The following is an 18,855-nucleotide window of genomic DNA, read 5'->3' on the forward strand; positions in this document are numbered from 1 at the left end:
TTGGATTGCTCCCCAAGATACCGTTATCAGCTTAGCCCTTGAACCGTAGGTTCAAGGCGGGTAAACGATAACTTCCTAAGGCTTCTCGATACGAGCCGAGCTTGCACAATGTCAGCCAAACATTCACCCTTAAGTCAAAATTATCGGCACAGGGACATTACTGATTAGAACATGTATCCCAGGGAGCAAATTTGATTGGTCAATTTTAAAGATGACCTAAATTCTGTGTAGTTACTTCGAGCTACGTACTACTAACGCTTCTTCTAACGTCGATTGAAGCAAATTGATCCGCTCATCCATTTGTGAGACATAATCCTGATTTCGACGTTGCTCAGTATACAATTCATGACCAATATTTAGTGCGGCCATAATCACGATTTCTTCGCGGCATAAACTGTTTGAGCGAGTTTTTAAGTCACTTAACTGTTTTTCAAGATTTTCAGCAATTTTAATCAGTGCTTCTTCTTGTTCTGCCGGACATGCAATTGAGTAGGTCCGACCCAGTAACGTTATATCAATGGCCCTGTTACTCATAGCGATCCAACATCCTTATGTTGTATTAAGTGCGGACTATATAAGTCTAGACGCAAAAGTGCAATACGCCCGAACTATATTCCGCCATCAATTGGATTAATTGCTGATTCTTTAACTTGTAAATACTCACACCGACAAAAAATTGCCTGTATTTCATACTAAAAAATCACGATGATTTATTATTTTTTCAGAATCGAACTACAATTATTGAATGAATATTGAATCAAGGATGTAGTAATGAGTATTCCATCAAATCCAGCAGGTAGTATAAAGAGCGGCCAATTAACGATAAAAATGGATGAACAAGCTGTAGAAAAATTAAAGCAAAGTGCCACACCAGAAGCACAACCTTTTGAGGTAACATTTAAAACCGATAAAGGATTGCAAGTATTACAGTTCTTAATTTCAGCAAAGAAGAATGAAAACCTCGAAGAAACTATTGCCCAATTCCATGTTGAGAATGAACATGTTTTTGAGGACGAAAACCCCACAATATCAAGTAATCAACTTGACTTTATTGCAAAAAAATTATCTGATTATTTAAATGACCAACGAATAGCATCTGCATCTTATGATATGTCTAGCAGCGAAAAAGAGAGCTCTAGAGTTTCGGGTGATGGCTGGAGAGAGGCGACCAAAGAAGACCTTCGGCATATTGACGAAAAAGATATATGGGCAGAATACGATGTAAACTCGATTCAGTTTCCTGACAAAATCAGCAATCCACAAGACTCTTTAGTGACTAGAGCCACTAACAAAAGATTCGTGAGCAATGAAATTAATCGCAATGTAAATAAAGTTATAACAGCGTTTGCTTCGCTCTGGCAGAAATAATCTTTCATTCATAAATTTCAGGCTATATAGGATCCTATTTAGCTATCTGATAGAATTATGCTCAATTAATTAAGATTAAACGGAATATACTCATGAGCACCCCTCCGTCATTACAGATTGAAAAATTAATGGCTATTTTAATGGCTGAAGGTATCGGCTTACATCCTTCAGAATTACATGGAACTATAGTGGGGATAATCAGTGGCGGAGTTGAACAAACTACTGAGGCTTGGCAACCATTACTCATTGAGTTAAGCAATAATAATGAACCTTTCCCACCATCTGTTCAAAGTCAGCTTAATGAGCTCTATCAAGATACACTAAACCGTTTAGACGACTTCGACTTCGGCTTTACTTTACTATTGCCTGAAGAAGAAGAGCCACTAAATGTGAGAGTTGATGCGTTATTTTTATGGGTCAATAATTTCCTTTCTGCACTTGCTATCGCACAACCTAAACTCAATGATTCGTCTGAACGCATTCAACAGTACATTGAAGTAATGAGTAATATTTTCTCCGATGGTGCTGAAGTTGGTGATGACGAAGACTCAGAGTCTGCTTTTTTTGAATTATTAGACTTTGTTCGAGAAGCGGCAATGAATTGTTATTCAGAATTTGCCCCTGAAGTCATGGTTGATGATAGTACCAACTGCAATACACTTCACTAGCCCATTACCCTGATTGATCAAAATCATTTGTTTTTACTGTTGAATAAGTCAAACTGCTTATTCAACAGTATATGTTTTGTCGAATAGATGGATTCAGAATGACAATCAAGCCTTCCCAATTGAAGCAAACTCAGCAAAATCAAGATAAAAATGCTATTAATCACTATGATGTAGTCATTATTGGTGGTGCTATGGTTGGTTCGGTATTAGCGCTCGGACTTGAACAGTTAACCAAAAGACATAATAAAACCCTAGATATTGCCATTATTGAAGCATTTGCACCAAGCTCTGATCACCCAGGGTTTGATGCTCGTGCAATCGCATTAGCACACGGTAGTATTCAAGCATTAACTCAACTTGATATTTGGCAGCATATTAGTGAATTAGGTACGGCAATTAAGCATATTCATATTTCAGATCGCGGCCACTTTGGCATGACTGAATTAGATGCTAACAGCTTTAACATTGCATCGATGGGCGAAGTAATTGAACTCAACCCCGTTGGTTATAAGCTTTTTAAAGAGTTACAAAAATCATCTATTGACATCATTTGCCCTGCTAAGCTCGACAAGATTGAAGCTAATGATGAGTTTCACCATGTTAAGCTTGACTCAGGTCAAGTGCTGACTACAAAACTAATCGTTGCTGCCGATGGTGCTCAGTCATCCGTACGCATGCAATTCAATTTACCTCAAGAAGAAATTGATTTTAAACAAACAGCGTTAATCGCTAACATCAGCTTGCAAAAATCGCACAAAAATCGAGCTTGGGAGCGCTTTACAAACAGCGGGCCTTTAGCATTATTACCAATGAGCCCGTCTAATGGTCAGCAACGTTTATCTATGGTTTGGGCGCTTGATCCGGATAATGCCGAACTAATGAAGCAAGCAACCAAGCCTGTGTTTTTGAACTCACTACAACAAGCATTTGGTTTTCGTGCAGGACAATTTATCGATGTTGGAGAGCGCTATTCTTACCCTCTAAAATTGACTTACATGCCAAGACCAATCCACCATAGGTGTTTATTTGTCGGTAATGCTGCACAAACTTTGCACCCTATCGCTGGGCAAGGATTTAATCTAGGGTTACGAGATATTATGGGTGTGCTTGATGTCATTGAACACGCGCTTATTGAAAATTTACCAATGGGCAATGTGGCAATGACTCACGCCTATTTAAAAGCTCGTGAGAAAGACAGAATGAATACAATTAATCGAGTTGAGTTTTTAGTCCGTGGTTTTTCTAATGATCTTTGGCCACTTACATTAGGACGAAATCTTGGATTACGGCTGTTATCTTGGTTGCCGCCGCTCAAAGCTCCTATTGCAAGCAAGGCCATGGGTTTCACCACAGACACAATTTTATAATGGAATTTTAGAATGTTTAATACCCAAAGCTATGACGTAGCCATTGTTGGTGGCGGCATGGTCGGATTAGCTACCGCAATAGGATTAGCACAAGCTAATATCAATACAATTATCATTGATGCTGGTTCTGTTGAAGCCGTGAGTGGCGAGCCTAAACTTAGAGTCAGCGCGATTAACAAAGCCAGCCAAACCCTTCTTGAGAATATTGGTGCATGGCAATATATCAACCAAGAACGATTGGGCGGGTATGACACTATGGAAGTGTGGACAAAAGATGGTTTAGGCTCAATAAAATTTGATGCCAAGAGCCAGAACGAATCACTGCTAGGCAACATTATAGAAAACGATAATATCAGCAACTCACTAATTAAACGTGCAGCTGAACTCGAGCAACTTACTCACATTGAAAACGTAAAAGTGGCCAATATTGCTTTGGGTGATCGTGAAGCTTGGTTAACCCTCGAGAATGGTGACAACCTCACTGCAGCGGTTGTAATAGCCGCTGATGGTGCGAACTCTTGGGTAAGACAGCAAAGTAAAATTCCACTCAGTTTTTGGGATTATGATCATCATGCTATTGTTGCAACCATAAAAACTGAAGTTCCACATCAACATTGTGCCAGACAAGTATTCTTAAGCAGCGGTCCTTTGGCTTTTTTACCATTAAACCAAGACAATTTGTGCTCTATTGTATGGTCAGTGTCCCCGCAAAAAGCAAAAACCTTATTAGCAATGGACGATAACGAATTTTCCAAATCTCTTACAGCCGCTTTTGATTCAAGATTAGGTTTGTGTAGTGTTGAAAGTAAGCGTTTAAGCTTCCCATTAAAAATGCGTTATGCTCGACATTTTGCAAGACAGCGATTGATCCTTGCTGGTGATGCGGCTCACACCATTCACCCCCTTGCAGGACAGGGGGTCAATTTAGGCTTTCTTGATTCAGCCAGTATCATTGAAACTCTGTCTGAATTAAAGCTTCAAGGCAAAGACTTAGGTGAATATCAAAATCTCCGCCAACTTGAACGTTGGAGAAAAGCTGAAGCTATAGAAATGATAGCCGCCATGGAGTCGATAAAGCGTTTATTCAGTGGCGACAATATATTCAAAAAAGCCCTATGTGACTTTGGATTAAATTTTGTCGATAAGTTTGAAATACTGAAAACTGTATTCGCTAAACAAGCCTTAGGGCAAAAGGCTCGACTTCCTAAGCTGTGTAATACCAATTACAGTAATTAACTTCCCACTCAGCAAGAGCTAATGGATTTCAGTACAAGGCGCAAGTTTGAAGTACTATATACCCTAACGGCCGCCATACAAAGCTGGCGTTCAACGCACTTCGTGCTTTTGTCGGGATAATTCAAAAACTTGTAACCTAGTAATGAAATCCTTTAGCCTTGCCCTTCGGGAGCTTGTATGTGTCCAAATTACTACGCAAAACTGTCTCAACGTAGCAATGTAATAACAACAGTTTTGTATGTCGGTAATAACTATGTCTTCATCAATTTCACTTGTACTTTGAACACATACATAGCTCTGAGCTGGGTATTTAATTACTGTAATTGGTATAAACCATCTTCCACCTAAATAAATAGGTTGGGAGCGTCCATATACGCAAAAAGTTACTGATAACAAAGCATGAATAGCAGCAAAGAGTGGTTACCAACATACAAAACTGTCGTTACTTCGTTTCTACTTGCAAAATTTATAACGCAGCTAGCGGTGATTTTGGCAAGTATATGTATGTTCAGGACTCTCCTGATGGATGAATTCGGGTTGCTTAATTTTGTATTTAACCGATTTATTTAGGTTCTACTGAATACTAATCTATCAACCCCAATTGTTTGAGTGTACCTTGTTTCAACAATCACTCAAACAACAACCACACTCATAGCAACCTTCTAAACCGCCCACGCAACCGCGCAACAGCATTAACCTATAAAAATCAACATATTACACTTCATTGGAATTAAAACAACTCTATGCAAATAGTTTATTTTTAGTCTCTCTCAAAATTTACATCACATATCACCTTCAACCACTCCGATACCCTTGTTTTTATTCACGGATTATAAAATCTAATCCATCACTCACAAAACTAAGAAAAATTTTGTATACAAAATGAAGGCGCAAGGTATAATTTCGCAGTTTTTTGCCAATTGCTTCACAGAATTGGCATTTACCTCTAACTCCTGAAAGGGAAAATAATGGCTAATAAAACTGTACTTTTTGACAAACACTTGGCTGCGAATGCCAAAATGGTTGATTTTCACGGCTGGGAAATGCCGATCAACTATGGTTCACAAATCGAAGAGCATCATGCTGTTCGACAAGATGCCGGTATGTTTGACGTATCGCATATGACTGTTGTCGATATTATGGGTACTGATGCCAAGGATTTCTTGCGTATTCTATTGGCTAATGATGTTGCTAAACTCAATGTCACAGGTAAAGCATTATATGGCGGCATGTTAAATCATGAAGCTGGTATTATTGACGACTTGATCACATATTATTTGGACGAAACCCATTATCGTCTGGTTGTGAACTCAGCGACAAGAATTAAAGACTTAGCGTGGATAAATAAACAGGCGCAGTCATACCAAGTTGAGATCATAGAGCGCCCTGAACTTGCTATGGTTGCGGTACAAGGGCCTAATGCTAAGCAAAAAGCAGCACAAGTGCTCAGTTCACAACAACAAAACGCTGTTGAAGGGATGAAACCATTTTTTGGCGTACAAGCCGATTCGTTATTTATTGCAACAACTGGTTATACAGGCGAAGCAGGGTATGAAATAATTGTCCCTAATGATAAAGCTGAATCACTGTGGCAAGCTTTGCTAGAAGCAGGGGTTCGACCATGTGGACTTGGTGCACGTGATACCCTGCGATTAGAAGCTGGAATGAATCTTTACGGCTTAGATATGGACGAATCGGTAAACCCGCTTGCTGCAAATATGGGTTGGACAATTGGCTGGGAGCCACCAGAACGTAACTTTATTGGCCGAGAGGCTCTCACAGCCATTAAGGCAGATGGTACTACTAAAATGGTCGGTTTAGTCATGGAAACCAAAGGCGTTTTACGCCACGGTATGAACGTATTCTTTACTGATGCAGAAGGAAATGAGCACCAAGGTGAAATAACCAGTGGTACTTTCTCTCCTACTTTAGGTTTTTCGATTGCCATGGCGCGAGTACCTAAAGGCATCAGTGATACCGTGGAAGTTGAAATGCGTAAAAAACGGGTCGAAGTAAAGGTCGTAAAACCTTGTTTTGTTCGTAATGGAAAGCAAGCATTTTAACTCACAATTTTAAACAGATTTCAGATTTAAAGATAACGCAACAAGGAATTACAATAATGAGCAATCTACCTACTGAACTAAAATATGCCACTTCTCACGAGTGGGTTCGTAAAGAAAGCGATGGTAGCTACACTGTTGGTATCAGTGACCACGCTCAAGAATTGCTGGGCGATATGGTATTTGTTGAATTGCCTGATGTTGGTGACACCTTATCTGCAGGCGAAGATTGTGCTGTAGCTGAGTCAGTTAAGGCGGCTTCAGACATTTATTCTCCTCTTTCTGGCGATGTTGTCGCTATTAACGAAGAATTAGAAGACTCACCAGAAAATGTAAACAACGCTGCATTTGCTGAAGGCTGGTTATTCCGTATTATGCCTTCTGATGAGTCTGAACTAGACAACTTATTAGATGCTGAAGGCTATCAAGCCATCATCGACGAAGCGTAACTCGTCTGTTGAAACAAAGCCCCTACATTGGGGCTTTGTTTGTATTTAGTCCAAAATTATTCTGAGTTAATCATGACCAAACAAACCCTTACCCAGCTTGAGCAACACGAATTATTTCTCACTCGTCATATTGGGCCCGACGAAGTTCAACAACAAGCCATGCTTAATGTTGTTGGCGCTGAATCTATCGATGATTTAATCGGACAAATTGTTCCTGAGTCAATTCGTCTAGATCGCGAGTTAACCGTTGGGCGCCCAAACAATGAATCTGAAGGCCTTGATTACATTCGTAATGTTGCCAACAAAAACCAAGTATTTAAAAGTTATATCGGTATGGGTTACTACCCTACTCTAGTGCCTAATGTCGTACTGCGTAACGTGTTAGAAAATCCTGGTTGGTATACTGCTTATACACCATATCAACCTGAAATTGCCCAAGGCCGTCTGGAAGCAATTATCAATTTCCAGCAAATGTCGATGGATCTTACGGGACTTGACTTAGCATCAGCATCCTTACTTGATGAAGCAACTGCTGCCGCTGAAGCAATGGCACTGGCTAAACGGGTATCCAAAGCTAAAAAAGCCAACATATTTTTTGTTGCTAATGACTTATTCCCTCAAACATTAGACGTAATAAAAACACGTGCTGAATGTTTTGGGTTTGATGTTGTAGTCGGTCCAGCACACGAAGCCGTCAACTACGAGCTTTTTGGTGCGCTGTTCCAGTACACCAACCGCGAAGGCCAAATTCACGATTACACCGAACTATTTACAGAGCTAAAAGCTAAAAAAGCGGTAATTTCAGTTGCTGCTGACATCATGTCCTTGGTACTGCTTAAATCTCCTGGTGAAATGGGCGCTGATGTTGTTTTTGGTAACGCGCAACGTTTTGGTGTACCTATGGGATACGGTGGTCCTCATGCGAGCTTTTTTGTAACCAAAGACACACATAAGCGTTCAATGCCTGGCCGCATTATTGGTGTATCACAGGATACTCGCGGCAACCGCGCCCTACGCATGGCAATGCAAACTCGTGAGCAACATATCCGCCGTGAAAAAGCCAATTCTAATATTTGTACGGCTCAAGTATTACTGGCAAATATGGCATCTTTTTATGCTGTATTCCATGGCCCACAAGGTCTAAAAACCATTGCAAATCGCATTAACCGTTTCACTGATATCTTAGCGTTAGGCTTAGCATCGAAAGGTTTAAATCCAGTTAACAGCGCTTGGTTTGACACATTGACGTTTGAAAGCACAAACCTAGTTGCCATTAAAACACGTGCTGCAGCGGCTAAACTTAATTTACGTATTGATAGTGACCTACGTTTTGGTGTTAGCCTAGATGAAACAACAACACGTGAAGATATTGCACAGTTGTTTGATGTGATATTGGGCGAAGATCATGGCTTAGATGTCACTATAATTGATGAGCAAGTTCTCGCAGCAACGGAATCATCCATTCCTGCCAGCTTGCAACGTCAAAATGCCATTTTGACGCACCCTACATTTAACCGCTACCAAAGCGAAACTGAAATGATGCGTTATATCAAACGCCTTGAAAACAAAGATCTTGCATTGAACCATTCGATGATTTCTTTGGGCTCATGCACCATGAAGCTAAATGCGGTTGCCGAAATGTTACCGATCAGCTGGCCAGAGTTTGCCAACATGCACCCGTTCTGCCCACTTGAACAAGCCGAAGGTTACACTCAGCTTATCAACGAATTGTCTGATTGGTTAGTTGACATTACAGGTTACGATGCAATTTGTATGCAACCTAACTCAGGCGCTCAAGGTGAATATGCGGGTTTGTTAGCAATTCAGAAGTATCATGCTTCACGTGGTGATGGGCATCGTAATGTGTGTTTGATCCCACAATCAGCCCACGGCACTAACCCAGCTTCAGCACAACTTGCAGGAATGAAAGTTGTCGTAACGGCTTGTGATGCACAAGGTAACATCGACCTCGACGACCTACGTACTAAAGCGCAAGAAGTGGCTGAACACCTTTCTTGCATCATGATCACTTACCCATCTACTCATGGTGTATACGAGGAAACAGTCCAAGAGATTTGTGAAATCATCCACCAGTATGGCGGCCAAGTTTATCTTGATGGCGCGAATATGAATGCACAGGTTGGTATTACTTCTCCTGGTTTCATTGGGGCTGATGTTTCGCATTTGAATCTGCACAAAACCTTCGCGATTCCTCATGGTGGCGGAGGCCCAGGTATGGGACCTATCGGTATTAAAGCTCATTTAGCTCCGTTTGTTGCAGGACATACTATCATCAAACCAGGACTTGAAAGTGACAATAATGGCGCTGTATCGGCGGCACCTTATGGTAGCGCTGGCATATTGCCAATTTCATACATGTACATTCGCCTTTTGGGTAGTAAAGGGCTTAAACAGTCAACGCAAATGGCGATGCTTAATGCGAATTATGTAACCAAAAAGCTTTCAGAGCATTACCCATTATTATTTAGTGGTCGTAATAATCGAGTAGCCCATGAATGTATTCTGGATCTACGTCCGCTTAAAGAAACGTCTGGTGTCACCGAAATGGATATCGCTAAACGTTTAAACGACTACGGATTCCACGCACCAACCATGAGCTTCCCTGTTGCTGGAACGCTGATGATTGAGCCTACTGAGTCAGAGTCAAAAGTCGAGCTGGATCGTTTCATCGAAGCAATGATTGCTATTCGTGAAGAAGTAAGAAAAGTAGAAGCAGGTTTATGGCCAGCCGATAACAACCCGCTTCATAACGCTCCGCATACTTTAGCTGACATTATGGATCCAGAATTTGATTCTCGCCCATATTCACGTGAACTCGCCGTTTTCCCGACAGCCGTAACTAAAGCAAATAAATTTTGGCCAACAGTTAACCGCATTGATGACGTTTTTGGTGACAGAAACTTATTCTGCGCATGTGTGCCGATGGAAGATTACGAATAACCACATTTGTGTTTGATCAATACAATTGAAGTTGGAAACCGAACAAATGTAGTTAGAAACTGCAATTAAAGTTGGAAACTTCTGCTTCAGTCGTAAAAATGATAAAGGTGAGCAATTTAGCTCACCTTTTTTATATGTTAAAAATATTAGGTAAGGTAATATTATTTACAAATAAATAATAAGCGTAAATTGTGAATACTTTTTTTACTTGGCTCGGACAAGCTGACTTAACCAACATGCAGCAAGATAAGAATGCTTCTATTTCGTCGATAGCCACTAAGAGTGAACAGCACTTCGACAAAATAGTTATTCTTGCCAATACGTGGGATGAACAATGGCACTTATATGAAAATTGGGGAACCCATCAGATACGGGTAACAAATAAATGAGAAAATCTGAGGAGAAAAACGTTATTTATTGAGATAATAAGCCGACTAAAACTATTCTCAAAATAAAATGCCGATACTCGACCGAACACCGCTTAACTCCTCAGACAAATTCGATCTTCTCTTAAAAACTATCGCTTGCCAAGTGCATGGTGCAGTTTCTTCTCTTTCTGATGAATTTAATGTTTCTCGTAAAGCCGTTTACTCCGCTAAATATGCGGCTCAATCGGCACTAAAGTGCCTTGTTACTACCAACGACGAATCTGATGTCATTACATCTGTAAATGTTGACGTACCACATCTTCGCCGTTCTATTGTGGCTTTATCAATCACAGCACCTAACTCTATTCGAGCAATTGAAGAACAAATCCCACTCATTTATCCAGGCTGTAAAGTCAGTTACGGTTACATTCAAGGCGTTATCGTTGAAGCTCAAGAGCAGGCTGAGTTATTTAACGAAAAAGTGTCGCTATCAGCCATAAAGAGTGTGGCCATCGATGAGATGTTCAGCCAAGGTGACCCCGTACTTGCTGGGATAGATCTCGAAAGTGGTTATTTATTTTCACTCTCTCACGAACAAAAGCGTGACGGTGAAACTTGGGCACGAGTTTTAGGTGAAGCTAAATCACAAGGATTATCACCTCAGCACGTCGTTAAAGATGGAGCAAAAGGAATAGCGAAAGGCGTTAGCATGAGCTTTGAACATGCAGAGCAACGTGATGATGCTTTCCATGCGTTGTATATCGTAGGTAAGGCGCTGAGAAAGGTTGAACGTCGGGCGTACTACTACATTGATAAAGAGGCTAGTTTGGAAAAAAGATTGCGTAAAGATGTATTCGATACAGAGAAAAAGCAGCAGGCAATGGTTGATTTATTAGGCGTGCAAGCGAAATGTGAGCAAGCGATTGAGCAATATGAAAGTGGAACGAAAAGCAGAAATCATCTCCACCAAGCTTTGACCAGTATTTCCATGAAAACGGGTAGCCTCATGACGAAAAAACAGGCTGAAGCCTTGCTAACGAAGGCTGTTGATGGCTTAAAAAATACTGAGCATAAAGATGGCATCACCGCTGCTAGATACATAAAAAATCGTTTGAAAGGACTGACATTAGCAACTCAAGCACTTCACGAAAAGTTACTGAAACTTGGCGAACTTTATCCTCAAGAATGCGTTGAAGTGGCTTGTCGCTTCTCTGAACGAAAGCGCCAATTACGAAAAGCTAAACCTTGGAAAATAGCGCGGTATCAGAAAGAATTAGTTGGCAGTTATCAGTGGTTGCGACTCCGTTTAGGCAAGAGTGCCAGCGAACTTATGCTGCAAGTGGAAGCGTTGCATCAAACTCGCCACAGAGCATCAAGTGCCATTGAAGGGTTTAATGCCACTCTACGGTCTTACCTTTATGTCCGTAAAGGAGTCAATCAAGGTTTCCTCGAGTTATTTAAAGCTTGGTACAACCTTCGCTCAAGACGCTGGGGGAAACATAAAGGAACTTCATCGTATCAGAATATCACAGGGAAAAAAGTTGATGACTGGCCACAAGGATTTTATCATGGCGTGCAAATCTAATCGTCTTGTTTCTTTGAGTGAAGATGATAAGAAGCATAAGAAATCACAACGGGTTGATACACTTGAGTTTCAAGAAGGGCAGTCTGTCAAAGTTTGGATATCTGGGGTAGATTTTGAGTTACAGTTATCCAAGAAAGTCTTTAAAAACAAAGATGGAAGTACAGGCGAGCTTTACTTGTTATGCAGTGATTTAAGTTGTGATGATGAGTTCATCCAAGCGGTCTATCAAAAACGATGGAACGTTGAACTCTTCCATAAAAACCTGAAGTCAAATGCGGCAATTACCCGTTCTCCAGCACATACAGTTAAAACACAAAGTAATCATCAATTTTTATCAATTTATAGTGCATTTAGGCTTGAAACCTTAGCTTTAAAACTGAAAATGAATAAATTTCAACTGAGGGCGAAACTGTATATAAAAGCATTAAAAACAGCCTTTACAGAACTTCAAACTCTAAAAGCTGTTAGTGCGTAACATGAGTAAATAATAACGTTGCTGTCTCTGGTTTATGGCCATGTAATCGCTTGGCTGCGTATACGTTGAGACAAATCCCGCAACAGAATAAAGCGCTTCGTGGCGCTCCCTAGAAACATCAGTTGACTGCATTATCAAGCGTAGAAGAAATGACTGATAGTAAGGCGTAGCTTGCAGCAAGTAGTTATTCTACTTGCAAAAGTTACAACGCAGATAGCAGTCATTTTAGCAAGCTTGTGAGCGTAGAGCATTTCACTCATTGGATGAAAAACATAATAATAAAATCATCGTATTGCTCAAACAGTTACTCGTATACTCAGCGTTCAACTGATGTTTTACCGTGAAAATAGCCGCTAACACCTACTCCCAAGCCTGTTAGTGAAAGCATAAAAGCTAAAAATCACTTCGCCTTTAGCTTTAGGTTGGAAATAATCTTCAAATCTCAGCGAATACAATTTTCATTGTGTAGGGTGATAGAAAAAATAGTAGTCAAAGTAAACGCATATGACATCCATGCCTATCATGAACGTTTAGGTTTAAGCTTTTCTATAAAAGTCACTGGATACCAGCCTTTGCTGGTATGAAAAAAAAATTTAAAATATTGATTGGTACTTTCTAAATCGCTAGTTCCCTTAGATGGCTAAGCATCACTGCTCACGCCTTGAACAGATAAATGCTCAAATAGCACAAAATTTAATTCTGAAAGATCAACAGACCATAGGGGCTGTTGATCTTTCGTGATTATTTTTTCAGCGATAAATTGGTCGTTTTATACAAGACAGAGCTTGTGCGGTTTGGTATTCCAAATAAGCAAGCGATAACGCAGTAGAAATGACCAATTTACGCTGTCTTAGATGCTTTTGAGCGTTCACTGTTCTGTGTTGTAACCCGTTTTTACTTAGATAACTAAGCTTCACTGCTTACGCCTTGAATAGATAAACGCTCAAATAGCACAAAATTTAATCCTGAAAGATAAGCAGCCCCTAATACCCTTTAAAAATTTAACATTTTATTTCAAGTTCCCCTCTTCATTAACGAGTAGTTTCAGGTACAATTCTTCAATATTTTTTGAAATAGAAGCCACAAGTTATGTTTAAAAAGTTTATTATGTCAGCTCTGCTGAGCACCGCTATCACCACTCCCGCTCTCTCACATAGCTTTGATGGTGTAGAAGATGCAATCCAGTATCGGAAAGCGGCCTTTGGACTCATGGCTCATAATTTTGGTGAGATGGCTGCAATGCTGAAAGGCAAAAAGCCAATGGATAAAGTAATATTTGCACAAAGAGCCAACAACGTTGCCGCACTTGCTCAGTTACCCCACGAAGGATTTATTGAAGGTTCTGATAAAGGTGAAACAGACGTACTAGCAAAAATCTGGAAAAACAAAAGCGATTTTGATGACAAAATGAAAGCGCTTCAAATAAGCGCTAATCAGCTTGCAAAAGTTTCTCAATTAGATGATATAAAAGCCATTAAAAAAGCCTTTGGTGCTACGGGTAAGAATTGTAAAAGTTGTCACAAAAGTTACAAGCAAAGAAATTAATAACAATTTATCAACGTAATTAACCTATCAAATTTGACCTGAACTTTGCTGATTCAAAGCTCAGGTTGATTAGTGATCTACAGTCCGCTCAAAATTGGCCAAATCAAAAAATGACCTATCACTCCTGCTAATAACAAAATAAGTAAGATGGCTAATTTATTTGAGGCGAAACTCAACTCAACATTTGAATTCACAGGGATCGATTTATGCCCATGGATCAGTGCAGAAATAATTGCATCTCCTTTACAAACATGAATAAGCACAGCTAAAACATGAACCGCTACCAGCCCTAAAATTCCATAAAATAAGTTTAGATGAATCCATGTTAGCGAGTCGCTAATACCGTCACTCACGAACGGATATAATGGTCCCTCAGTGTAAATGTCATCTGTAGAAAATAAGCCTGTAACAAGTTGAAGCGAAATTAATACCAACAAAGCCATAACCATGTAACCACCCGCTGGATTGTGCCCAAGTGAACTTTCAATCGACTTTTGAGTACCTAGTGACTTTAGATAGGTTATAGTTTTAGCAGGAGAGTGAATAAACCCCTTAAACCTTGAGCTTTCGCTTCCTATGCCCCCCCATACCCACCTAAAACTTAAAATAATGAGCAGAGTGTATGCAAGTATCTGGTGCCATTCCATCTCTCCTTCTGATGCGGTCCACCAGAGCCCTACCATTAACAAAATCAGTGACCAATGAAATAGTCGTGTAGGAATATCCCACACTTTAATGTTTTTAGCTTTTACATTCATAAACGTCCTGCGCTTAACTTCCTAAATTCTGACTGACTTAACCTTATACCATTAATTACAGTAATTAATCTCTCACTCAGCAAGAGATAAAGGTTTTCAGTACAAAGCGCATGTTCGAAGTACTATCGGGATAATTCAAGAACGTGCAACGCAGTAATGGAAACCTTTAGCCTTGCCCTTCGGGAGCTTGTATGCGCACACTTTGGTTTATCGCACCTGTATTCGATTGAAAAATAATTAAATTTAAATGGATAAAACAAGTGGAACTTCATTCTATATAAAATACAAATTTCAACTATTTGAAAATAAATAGGAATTTTAATAAATCGTAAGTTATTAATATTTGAAGTTGGTTATTAACCTGTTGAAATTTTAATGTTTTTATTTGATTTAAAAGGTGCGGAATGTGGGTTATAAAGAATACTTCACAAAATTATCTCAACGTAGATAACTATGTTTTCACCAATTTCGTTTGCACTTTGTGCGCATACATAGCTCTGAGTTGAGCATTTAATTACTGTAATTGGTATTATCAAAAAAACCATGGAAAATAGGGCGCTCATAGTTAAATACTCAAGATTAATATTCTTTTCTAATAATTTTTAGAGACTTGAGACACTCTTTTAAAGTGTCATGGTGATGAACATTTTCGCCACATTTTCTGAATGATTAGCCGCTGATTAACTTGCAAATCCCATCAAATATGAAGGAGTTTTTAAGCCATGACAAGAGGGAGTTGGCTTTTATCACATACTTTTGATCTGGTCGATGAAAAATAAAACAATCGTGAATGGATAACACAATTGTGTGATGCAGATCACACTTTTATTTTTTCATGTTGGTAGTCTGAAAACACGGAAACAATAAGAAAAGGTTCGAAATATGTTAAAAATCACGAGCAAACATCTTGAAGTCACTCCAACAATCAGAAAGCGTGTTGAGGCAAGATACGCTAAATTAGCAAGGCACGATGTACCCCTTATTAATCCGCACATTATTATTACAAAAGAAAAACAAATCTTTAAAATTGAAACTTCTGTTGGTATACCTAATGGAAAGTTGTTTGCTCACGCTAAAAATGAAAATTTATACGCTGCTATTACCGCAATGGGTCAAAAACTAGAAAAGCAGTTAAATCGAACTCAAGATAAACCGACTGCACAACGCTATACTACTCCAGAGCAAAATGAAGAATTTATTTACGACGCAGATTTAGATAATGAACACAATGAAGAGTACGCCGCTTAATTAACTACTAGTAAGGAGCTTATTACATTATAGCGCTGTTGTGAAAAAGGCTGAGCATTTTAAAAAAGATAATTGATGATCTTCTATCAATCATTTGGTTATAACCAAAACAAATATTTGCCAGCCTTCCCCCTTTAGTATGAAGTTATGCAGCTATGAATGTAAGTTAATATTTTAAGTTAATATGTTTTGGAATATACAACACAAGAACAACAAAAGGAGAAGATGAAGTATTGTTAATACTTAATATCAATGCCTATGTTGGCATACCGGCGCACCTTTTTAGGTGCGCTTTCGTTTTTTATTCATCTTTCCATGATTTTATTTTTGCGACTTGAATATCTAATAATACCAATTACAGTAATTAACTTCCCACTCAGCAAGAGCTAAAGGATTTCAGTACAAGGCGCAAGTTTGAAGTACTATATACCCTACGGCCGCCATACAAAGCTGGCGTTCAACGCACTTCGTGCTTTTGTCGGGATAATTCAAAAACTTGTAACGTAGTCATGGAATCCTTTAGCCTTGCCCTTCGAGACTTGTATGTGTCCAAATTACTACGCAAAACTGTCTCAACGTAGCAATGTAAGTACCTGACCATAAGTTTCTTAAGATTTTCTAGTGCCCAGCTTCAGCACTCTACGGTGTTGCAACTTCGGTTACATAGCTACGGCTATGCGCCCTACATTGCGTCTTGTATAGCACTAAACCTGAACACAATAATTATCAAAGAACTTATCGACAGGTACTTAATAACGACAGTTTTGTATGTCGGTAATAACTATGTCTTCATCAATTTCGATTGCACTTTGCGCACATACATAGCTCTGAGTTGAGCATTTAATTACTGTAATTAATGGTATGGACTCTCCTCACTCCCCCTCGGCGTCAAAATGCGCCATGATATGTGGAGGAAAAAGCAACGAAACTTAATGAGGAGAGTCACATGGCTAAAATAACAATCGGAATTGATATTGCAAAGAACATTTTTCATTTAGTGTTTATTAACGCATCTGGAAAGGTCATTAAACGAGTTAAGCGTAAGCCTCAAGAGTTGCTGAAGTTTATAGTGAACACTGAGCCTTCAATTATTGTTATGGAAGCTTGTGGCAGTACCTATCATTGGGCGAGAGAATTTAACAAGCTGGGTCATTAAGTGAAAGCCATCGCACCTCAGTACGTAGTGCCTTTTAGAAAGGGGAACAAGAACGATTACAACGATGCTTTGGCAATAGCGGAAGCATCTCAACGAAACTCTATGCGTTTCGTCCCGATTAAAACGGTTGAGCAGCAAGGAATACAAGTACTGCACCGAATAAGGGACGTGGCGGAAGAATGTATACCAATTTTATCGTCACTCCTGCGAACGCAGGAGTCCAGAGTCTTTGGTTAATTTGGGCACAAGTCGCTGGATACCTGCGTTCGCAGGTATGACAAATTAAGCGTTGAAATTTAAATTGGTATTATTTGAACTGCGACATCCCTAAGAGAGCAACGGACTAAAATGCAAACAGCGCTAGGCAATCAAATTCGTAGTCTATTGGCTGAGTTTGGTATTACTGTAGCGAAAGGAGCCGTTAAGTTGAAAGCAGAGTTACCTTTCATCCTTGAACCTAAATAAATCGGTTGAACGCACAATTTAGATTTAATCTATTGAAGTTAAATACAAAACTAAACAACCCTAATTCACCCATCAGGTGAGTGCTGAACATTCATATACTTGCCAAAACCACCGCTAGCTGCGTTATAAATTTTGCAAGTAGAATCACTACTTGCTGCATTTCATGCCTTGCTATCAGTAATTTTTTCTGCGTATATGAACGCTCCCAACCGATTTATTTACCGTGAAAATAGCCGCTAACACCTATTCCCAAGCCTGTTAGTGAAAGCATAAAAGCTAAAAATCACTTCGCCTTTAGCTTAGGTTGGAAATAATCTTCAAATCTCAGCGAATACAATTTTCATGGTGTAGGGTGATAGAAAAATAGTAGTCAAAGTAAACGCATATGACATCTATGCCTATCATGAACGTTTAGGTTGAAGATGCCGAAAATGAATTGCCTGATGGCGTACGAGGTTGCCTGAGTGACTTACAAGAAGAATTGTTGCATATCAAAAAGAAACTCAATGAAATTGATGTAAAAATACAGCAAGTGAATCAGCAAAATTCACTTTGTCAGCAACTGATGACCATGCCAGGAGTTGGACCAATTATTGCGACCATTTTATATGCCTCAATGGGAGATGGTAATCAGTTCAAAAATGGTCGACATTTCAGTGCTTGGCTTGGCATTGTGCCTAAACAGTACACAACGGACGACAACCCGAACTTAAAAGGGGTAAGTAAGCGTGGCAATGCGTATTTAAGAAAACAATTGATTAACGGTGCTCGCTCTGTCATCACTCGGGTAGAGACGAAAAACGACCGAGTGAGCCGCTGGTGTCAGGAACTAAAGCAAGGATTGCCGTTCAACAAAGCCGTTGTTGCTTTAGCCGACAAAATGGCTCGTATGGCTTGGGCAATGCTTAACCACAACGAAGAATACAAGCTGAAAATAGCTTAACAGTAAGAAAGAGAATGAGTAGCAAAGCTACTAAATAAGGTTAATGTTCAACGGGTTGCTCCAGAATTTGCAACACATTAATTGGTGAAAAACGGTTCAGCACCGCTCTATTGAAACCTGATAATACCTAAGACCGTTATAGGTCGTGATAATTGATAAGGTAATAGGGGCGGATAACCATCAGGGCTACAAGGTTAATCTAT

14 protein-coding genes, 1 other RNA gene and 2 pseudogenes are annotated in these 18,855 nt (G+C 39.6%); 14 read left to right on the forward strand and 3 right to left on the reverse strand.

What is annotated here, in order from left to right:
* Positions 1-5: 5 nt before the first annotated feature.
* Both ssrS and zapA read right to left on the reverse strand, forming a co-directional pair.
* Positions 6-188, reverse strand: a non-coding RNA gene (gene ssrS / locus E2I05_RS15375) — 6S RNA.
* Positions 189-231: 43 nt separating this feature from the next.
* On the reverse strand, positions 232-534 hold the full coding sequence (zapA, locus tag E2I05_RS15380) for a cell division protein ZapA (RefSeq protein WP_121854816.1): 303 nt from the start codon (positions 532-534) through the stop codon (positions 232-234).
* Positions 535-771: 237 nt separating this feature from the next.
* On the opposite strand from zapA, the gene E2I05_RS15385 reads away from it, so the two are divergent.
* The 11 genes and pseudogenes from E2I05_RS15385 (at position 772) to E2I05_RS15435 (ending at position 14,082) form a co-directional block, all read left to right on the forward strand.
* Positions 772-1,368, forward strand: coding sequence for a hypothetical protein (locus E2I05_RS15385; protein ID WP_121854815.1), 597 nt, complete (start codon positions 772-774; stop codon positions 1,366-1,368).
* A 92-nt stretch (positions 1,369-1,460) separates the two neighbouring features.
* Positions 1,461-2,036 (forward strand): UPF0149 family protein, encoded by a 576-nt coding sequence (locus E2I05_RS15390; RefSeq protein WP_121854814.1) that lies wholly within the window; start codon positions 1,461-1,463, stop codon positions 2,034-2,036.
* A gap of 98 nt (positions 2,037-2,134) precedes the next feature.
* On the forward strand, positions 2,135-3,403 hold the full coding sequence (gene ubiH / locus E2I05_RS15395) for a 2-octaprenyl-6-methoxyphenyl hydroxylase (RefSeq protein ID WP_133309730.1): 1,269 nt from the start codon (positions 2,135-2,137) through the stop codon (positions 3,401-3,403).
* A gap of 12 nt (positions 3,404-3,415) precedes the next feature.
* Complete coding sequence (locus E2I05_RS15400; protein ID WP_121854812.1) at positions 3,416-4,639, forward strand: FAD-dependent monooxygenase; 1,224 nt, start codon at positions 3,416-3,418, stop codon at positions 4,637-4,639.
* A gap of 968 nt (positions 4,640-5,607) precedes the next feature.
* Positions 5,608-6,702 carry a glycine cleavage system aminomethyltransferase GcvT gene (gene gcvT, locus E2I05_RS15405; RefSeq protein ID WP_121854811.1) on the forward strand — a complete coding sequence of 365 codons (1,095 nt, stop codon included), beginning with the start codon at positions 5,608-5,610 and terminating at the stop codon, positions 6,700-6,702.
* A gap of 56 nt (positions 6,703-6,758) precedes the next feature.
* Positions 6,759-7,148, forward strand: coding sequence for a glycine cleavage system protein GcvH (gcvH, locus tag E2I05_RS15410; protein WP_121854810.1), 390 nt, complete (start codon positions 6,759-6,761; stop codon positions 7,146-7,148).
* A 72-nt stretch (positions 7,149-7,220) separates the two neighbouring features.
* Positions 7,221-10,109, forward strand: coding sequence for an aminomethyl-transferring glycine dehydrogenase (gcvP, locus tag E2I05_RS15415; protein WP_121854809.1), 2,889 nt, complete (start codon positions 7,221-7,223; stop codon positions 10,107-10,109).
* 191 nt (positions 10,110-10,300) lie between these two features.
* Positions 10,301-10,498: a hypothetical protein gene (locus E2I05_RS15420; RefSeq protein ID WP_121854808.1), complete on the forward strand. Its 198-nt coding sequence runs from the start codon at positions 10,301-10,303 to the stop codon at positions 10,496-10,498.
* Positions 10,499-10,997: 499 nt separating this feature from the next.
* Positions 10,998-12,062, forward strand: coding sequence for a transposase (locus E2I05_RS15425; protein ID WP_425325197.1), 1,065 nt, complete (start codon positions 10,998-11,000; stop codon positions 12,060-12,062).
* Positions 12,031-12,537, forward strand: a pseudogene (locus E2I05_RS15430) (IS701 family transposase); the annotation flags it as partial. The gene E2I05_RS15425 and the pseudogene E2I05_RS15430, both read left to right, overlap by 32 nt.
* Before the next feature lie 1,089 nt (positions 12,538-13,626).
* Complete coding sequence (locus E2I05_RS15435; protein WP_121855163.1) at positions 13,627-14,082, forward strand: c-type cytochrome; 456 nt, start codon at positions 13,627-13,629, stop codon at positions 14,080-14,082.
* A 77-nt stretch (positions 14,083-14,159) separates the two neighbouring features.
* Here the strand turns inward: E2I05_RS15435 and E2I05_RS15440 are convergent, their stop codons facing one another.
* On the reverse strand, positions 14,160-14,840 hold the full coding sequence (locus tag E2I05_RS15440; RefSeq protein ID WP_121855164.1) for a cytochrome b/b6 domain-containing protein: 681 nt from the start codon (positions 14,838-14,840) through the stop codon (positions 14,160-14,162).
* A gap of 882 nt (positions 14,841-15,722) precedes the next feature.
* Between E2I05_RS15440 and hpf the strand changes: the two genes are divergently transcribed.
* The 3 genes and pseudogenes from hpf (at position 15,723) to E2I05_RS15455 (ending at position 18,652) form a co-directional block, all read left to right on the forward strand.
* Positions 15,723-16,088 carry a ribosome hibernation-promoting factor, HPF/YfiA family gene (gene hpf / locus E2I05_RS15445; RefSeq protein ID WP_121855165.1) on the forward strand — a complete coding sequence of 122 codons (366 nt, stop codon included), beginning with the start codon at positions 15,723-15,725 and terminating at the stop codon, positions 16,086-16,088.
* A 946-nt stretch (positions 16,089-17,034) separates the two neighbouring features.
* Positions 17,035-17,412: pseudogene (locus E2I05_RS22650) on the forward strand (IS110 family transposase); the annotation flags it as partial.
* Between the two features lie 733 nt (positions 17,413-18,145).
* Positions 18,146-18,652 (forward strand): IS110 family RNA-guided transposase, encoded by a 507-nt coding sequence (locus E2I05_RS15455; RefSeq protein WP_121855044.1) that lies wholly within the window; start codon positions 18,146-18,148, stop codon positions 18,650-18,652.
* Positions 18,653-18,855: the final 203 nt, after the last annotated feature.

The sequence above is a fragment of the Parashewanella spongiae genome, assembly GCF_004358345.1.
Taxonomy (GTDB): Bacteria; Pseudomonadota; Gammaproteobacteria; order Enterobacterales; family Shewanellaceae; genus Parashewanella; species Parashewanella spongiae.

Coding starts and splice junctions, on each gene's coding strand:
- hpf (WP_121855165.1), top strand. CDS start 15,723: ATGTTAAAAATCACGAGCAAACATCTTGAAGTCACTCCAACAATCAGA.
- E2I05_RS15425 (WP_425325197.1), top strand. CDS start 10,998: ATGTTCAGCCAAGGTGACCCCGTACTTGCTGGGATAGATCTCGAAAGT.
- gcvT (WP_121854811.1), top strand. CDS start 5,608: ATGGCTAATAAAACTGTACTTTTTGACAAACACTTGGCTGCGAATGCC.
- E2I05_RS15400 (WP_121854812.1), top strand. CDS start 3,416: ATGTTTAATACCCAAAGCTATGACGTAGCCATTGTTGGTGGCGGCATG.
- E2I05_RS15385 (WP_121854815.1), top strand. CDS start 772: ATGAGTATTCCATCAAATCCAGCAGGTAGTATAAAGAGCGGCCAATTA.
- gcvP (WP_121854809.1), top strand. CDS start 7,221: ATGACCAAACAAACCCTTACCCAGCTTGAGCAACACGAATTATTTCTC.
- E2I05_RS15435 (WP_121855163.1), top strand. CDS start 13,627: ATGTTTAAAAAGTTTATTATGTCAGCTCTGCTGAGCACCGCTATCACC.
- E2I05_RS15390 (WP_121854814.1), top strand. CDS start 1,461: ATGAGCACCCCTCCGTCATTACAGATTGAAAAATTAATGGCTATTTTA.
- ubiH (WP_133309730.1), top strand. CDS start 2,135: ATGACAATCAAGCCTTCCCAATTGAAGCAAACTCAGCAAAATCAAGAT.
- E2I05_RS15440 (WP_121855164.1), bottom strand. CDS start 14,840: ATGAATGTAAAAGCTAAAAACATTAAAGTGTGGGATATTCCTACACGA.
- zapA (WP_121854816.1), bottom strand. CDS start 534: ATGAGTAACAGGGCCATTGATATAACGTTACTGGGTCGGACCTACTCA.
- gcvH (WP_121854810.1), top strand. CDS start 6,759: ATGAGCAATCTACCTACTGAACTAAAATATGCCACTTCTCACGAGTGG.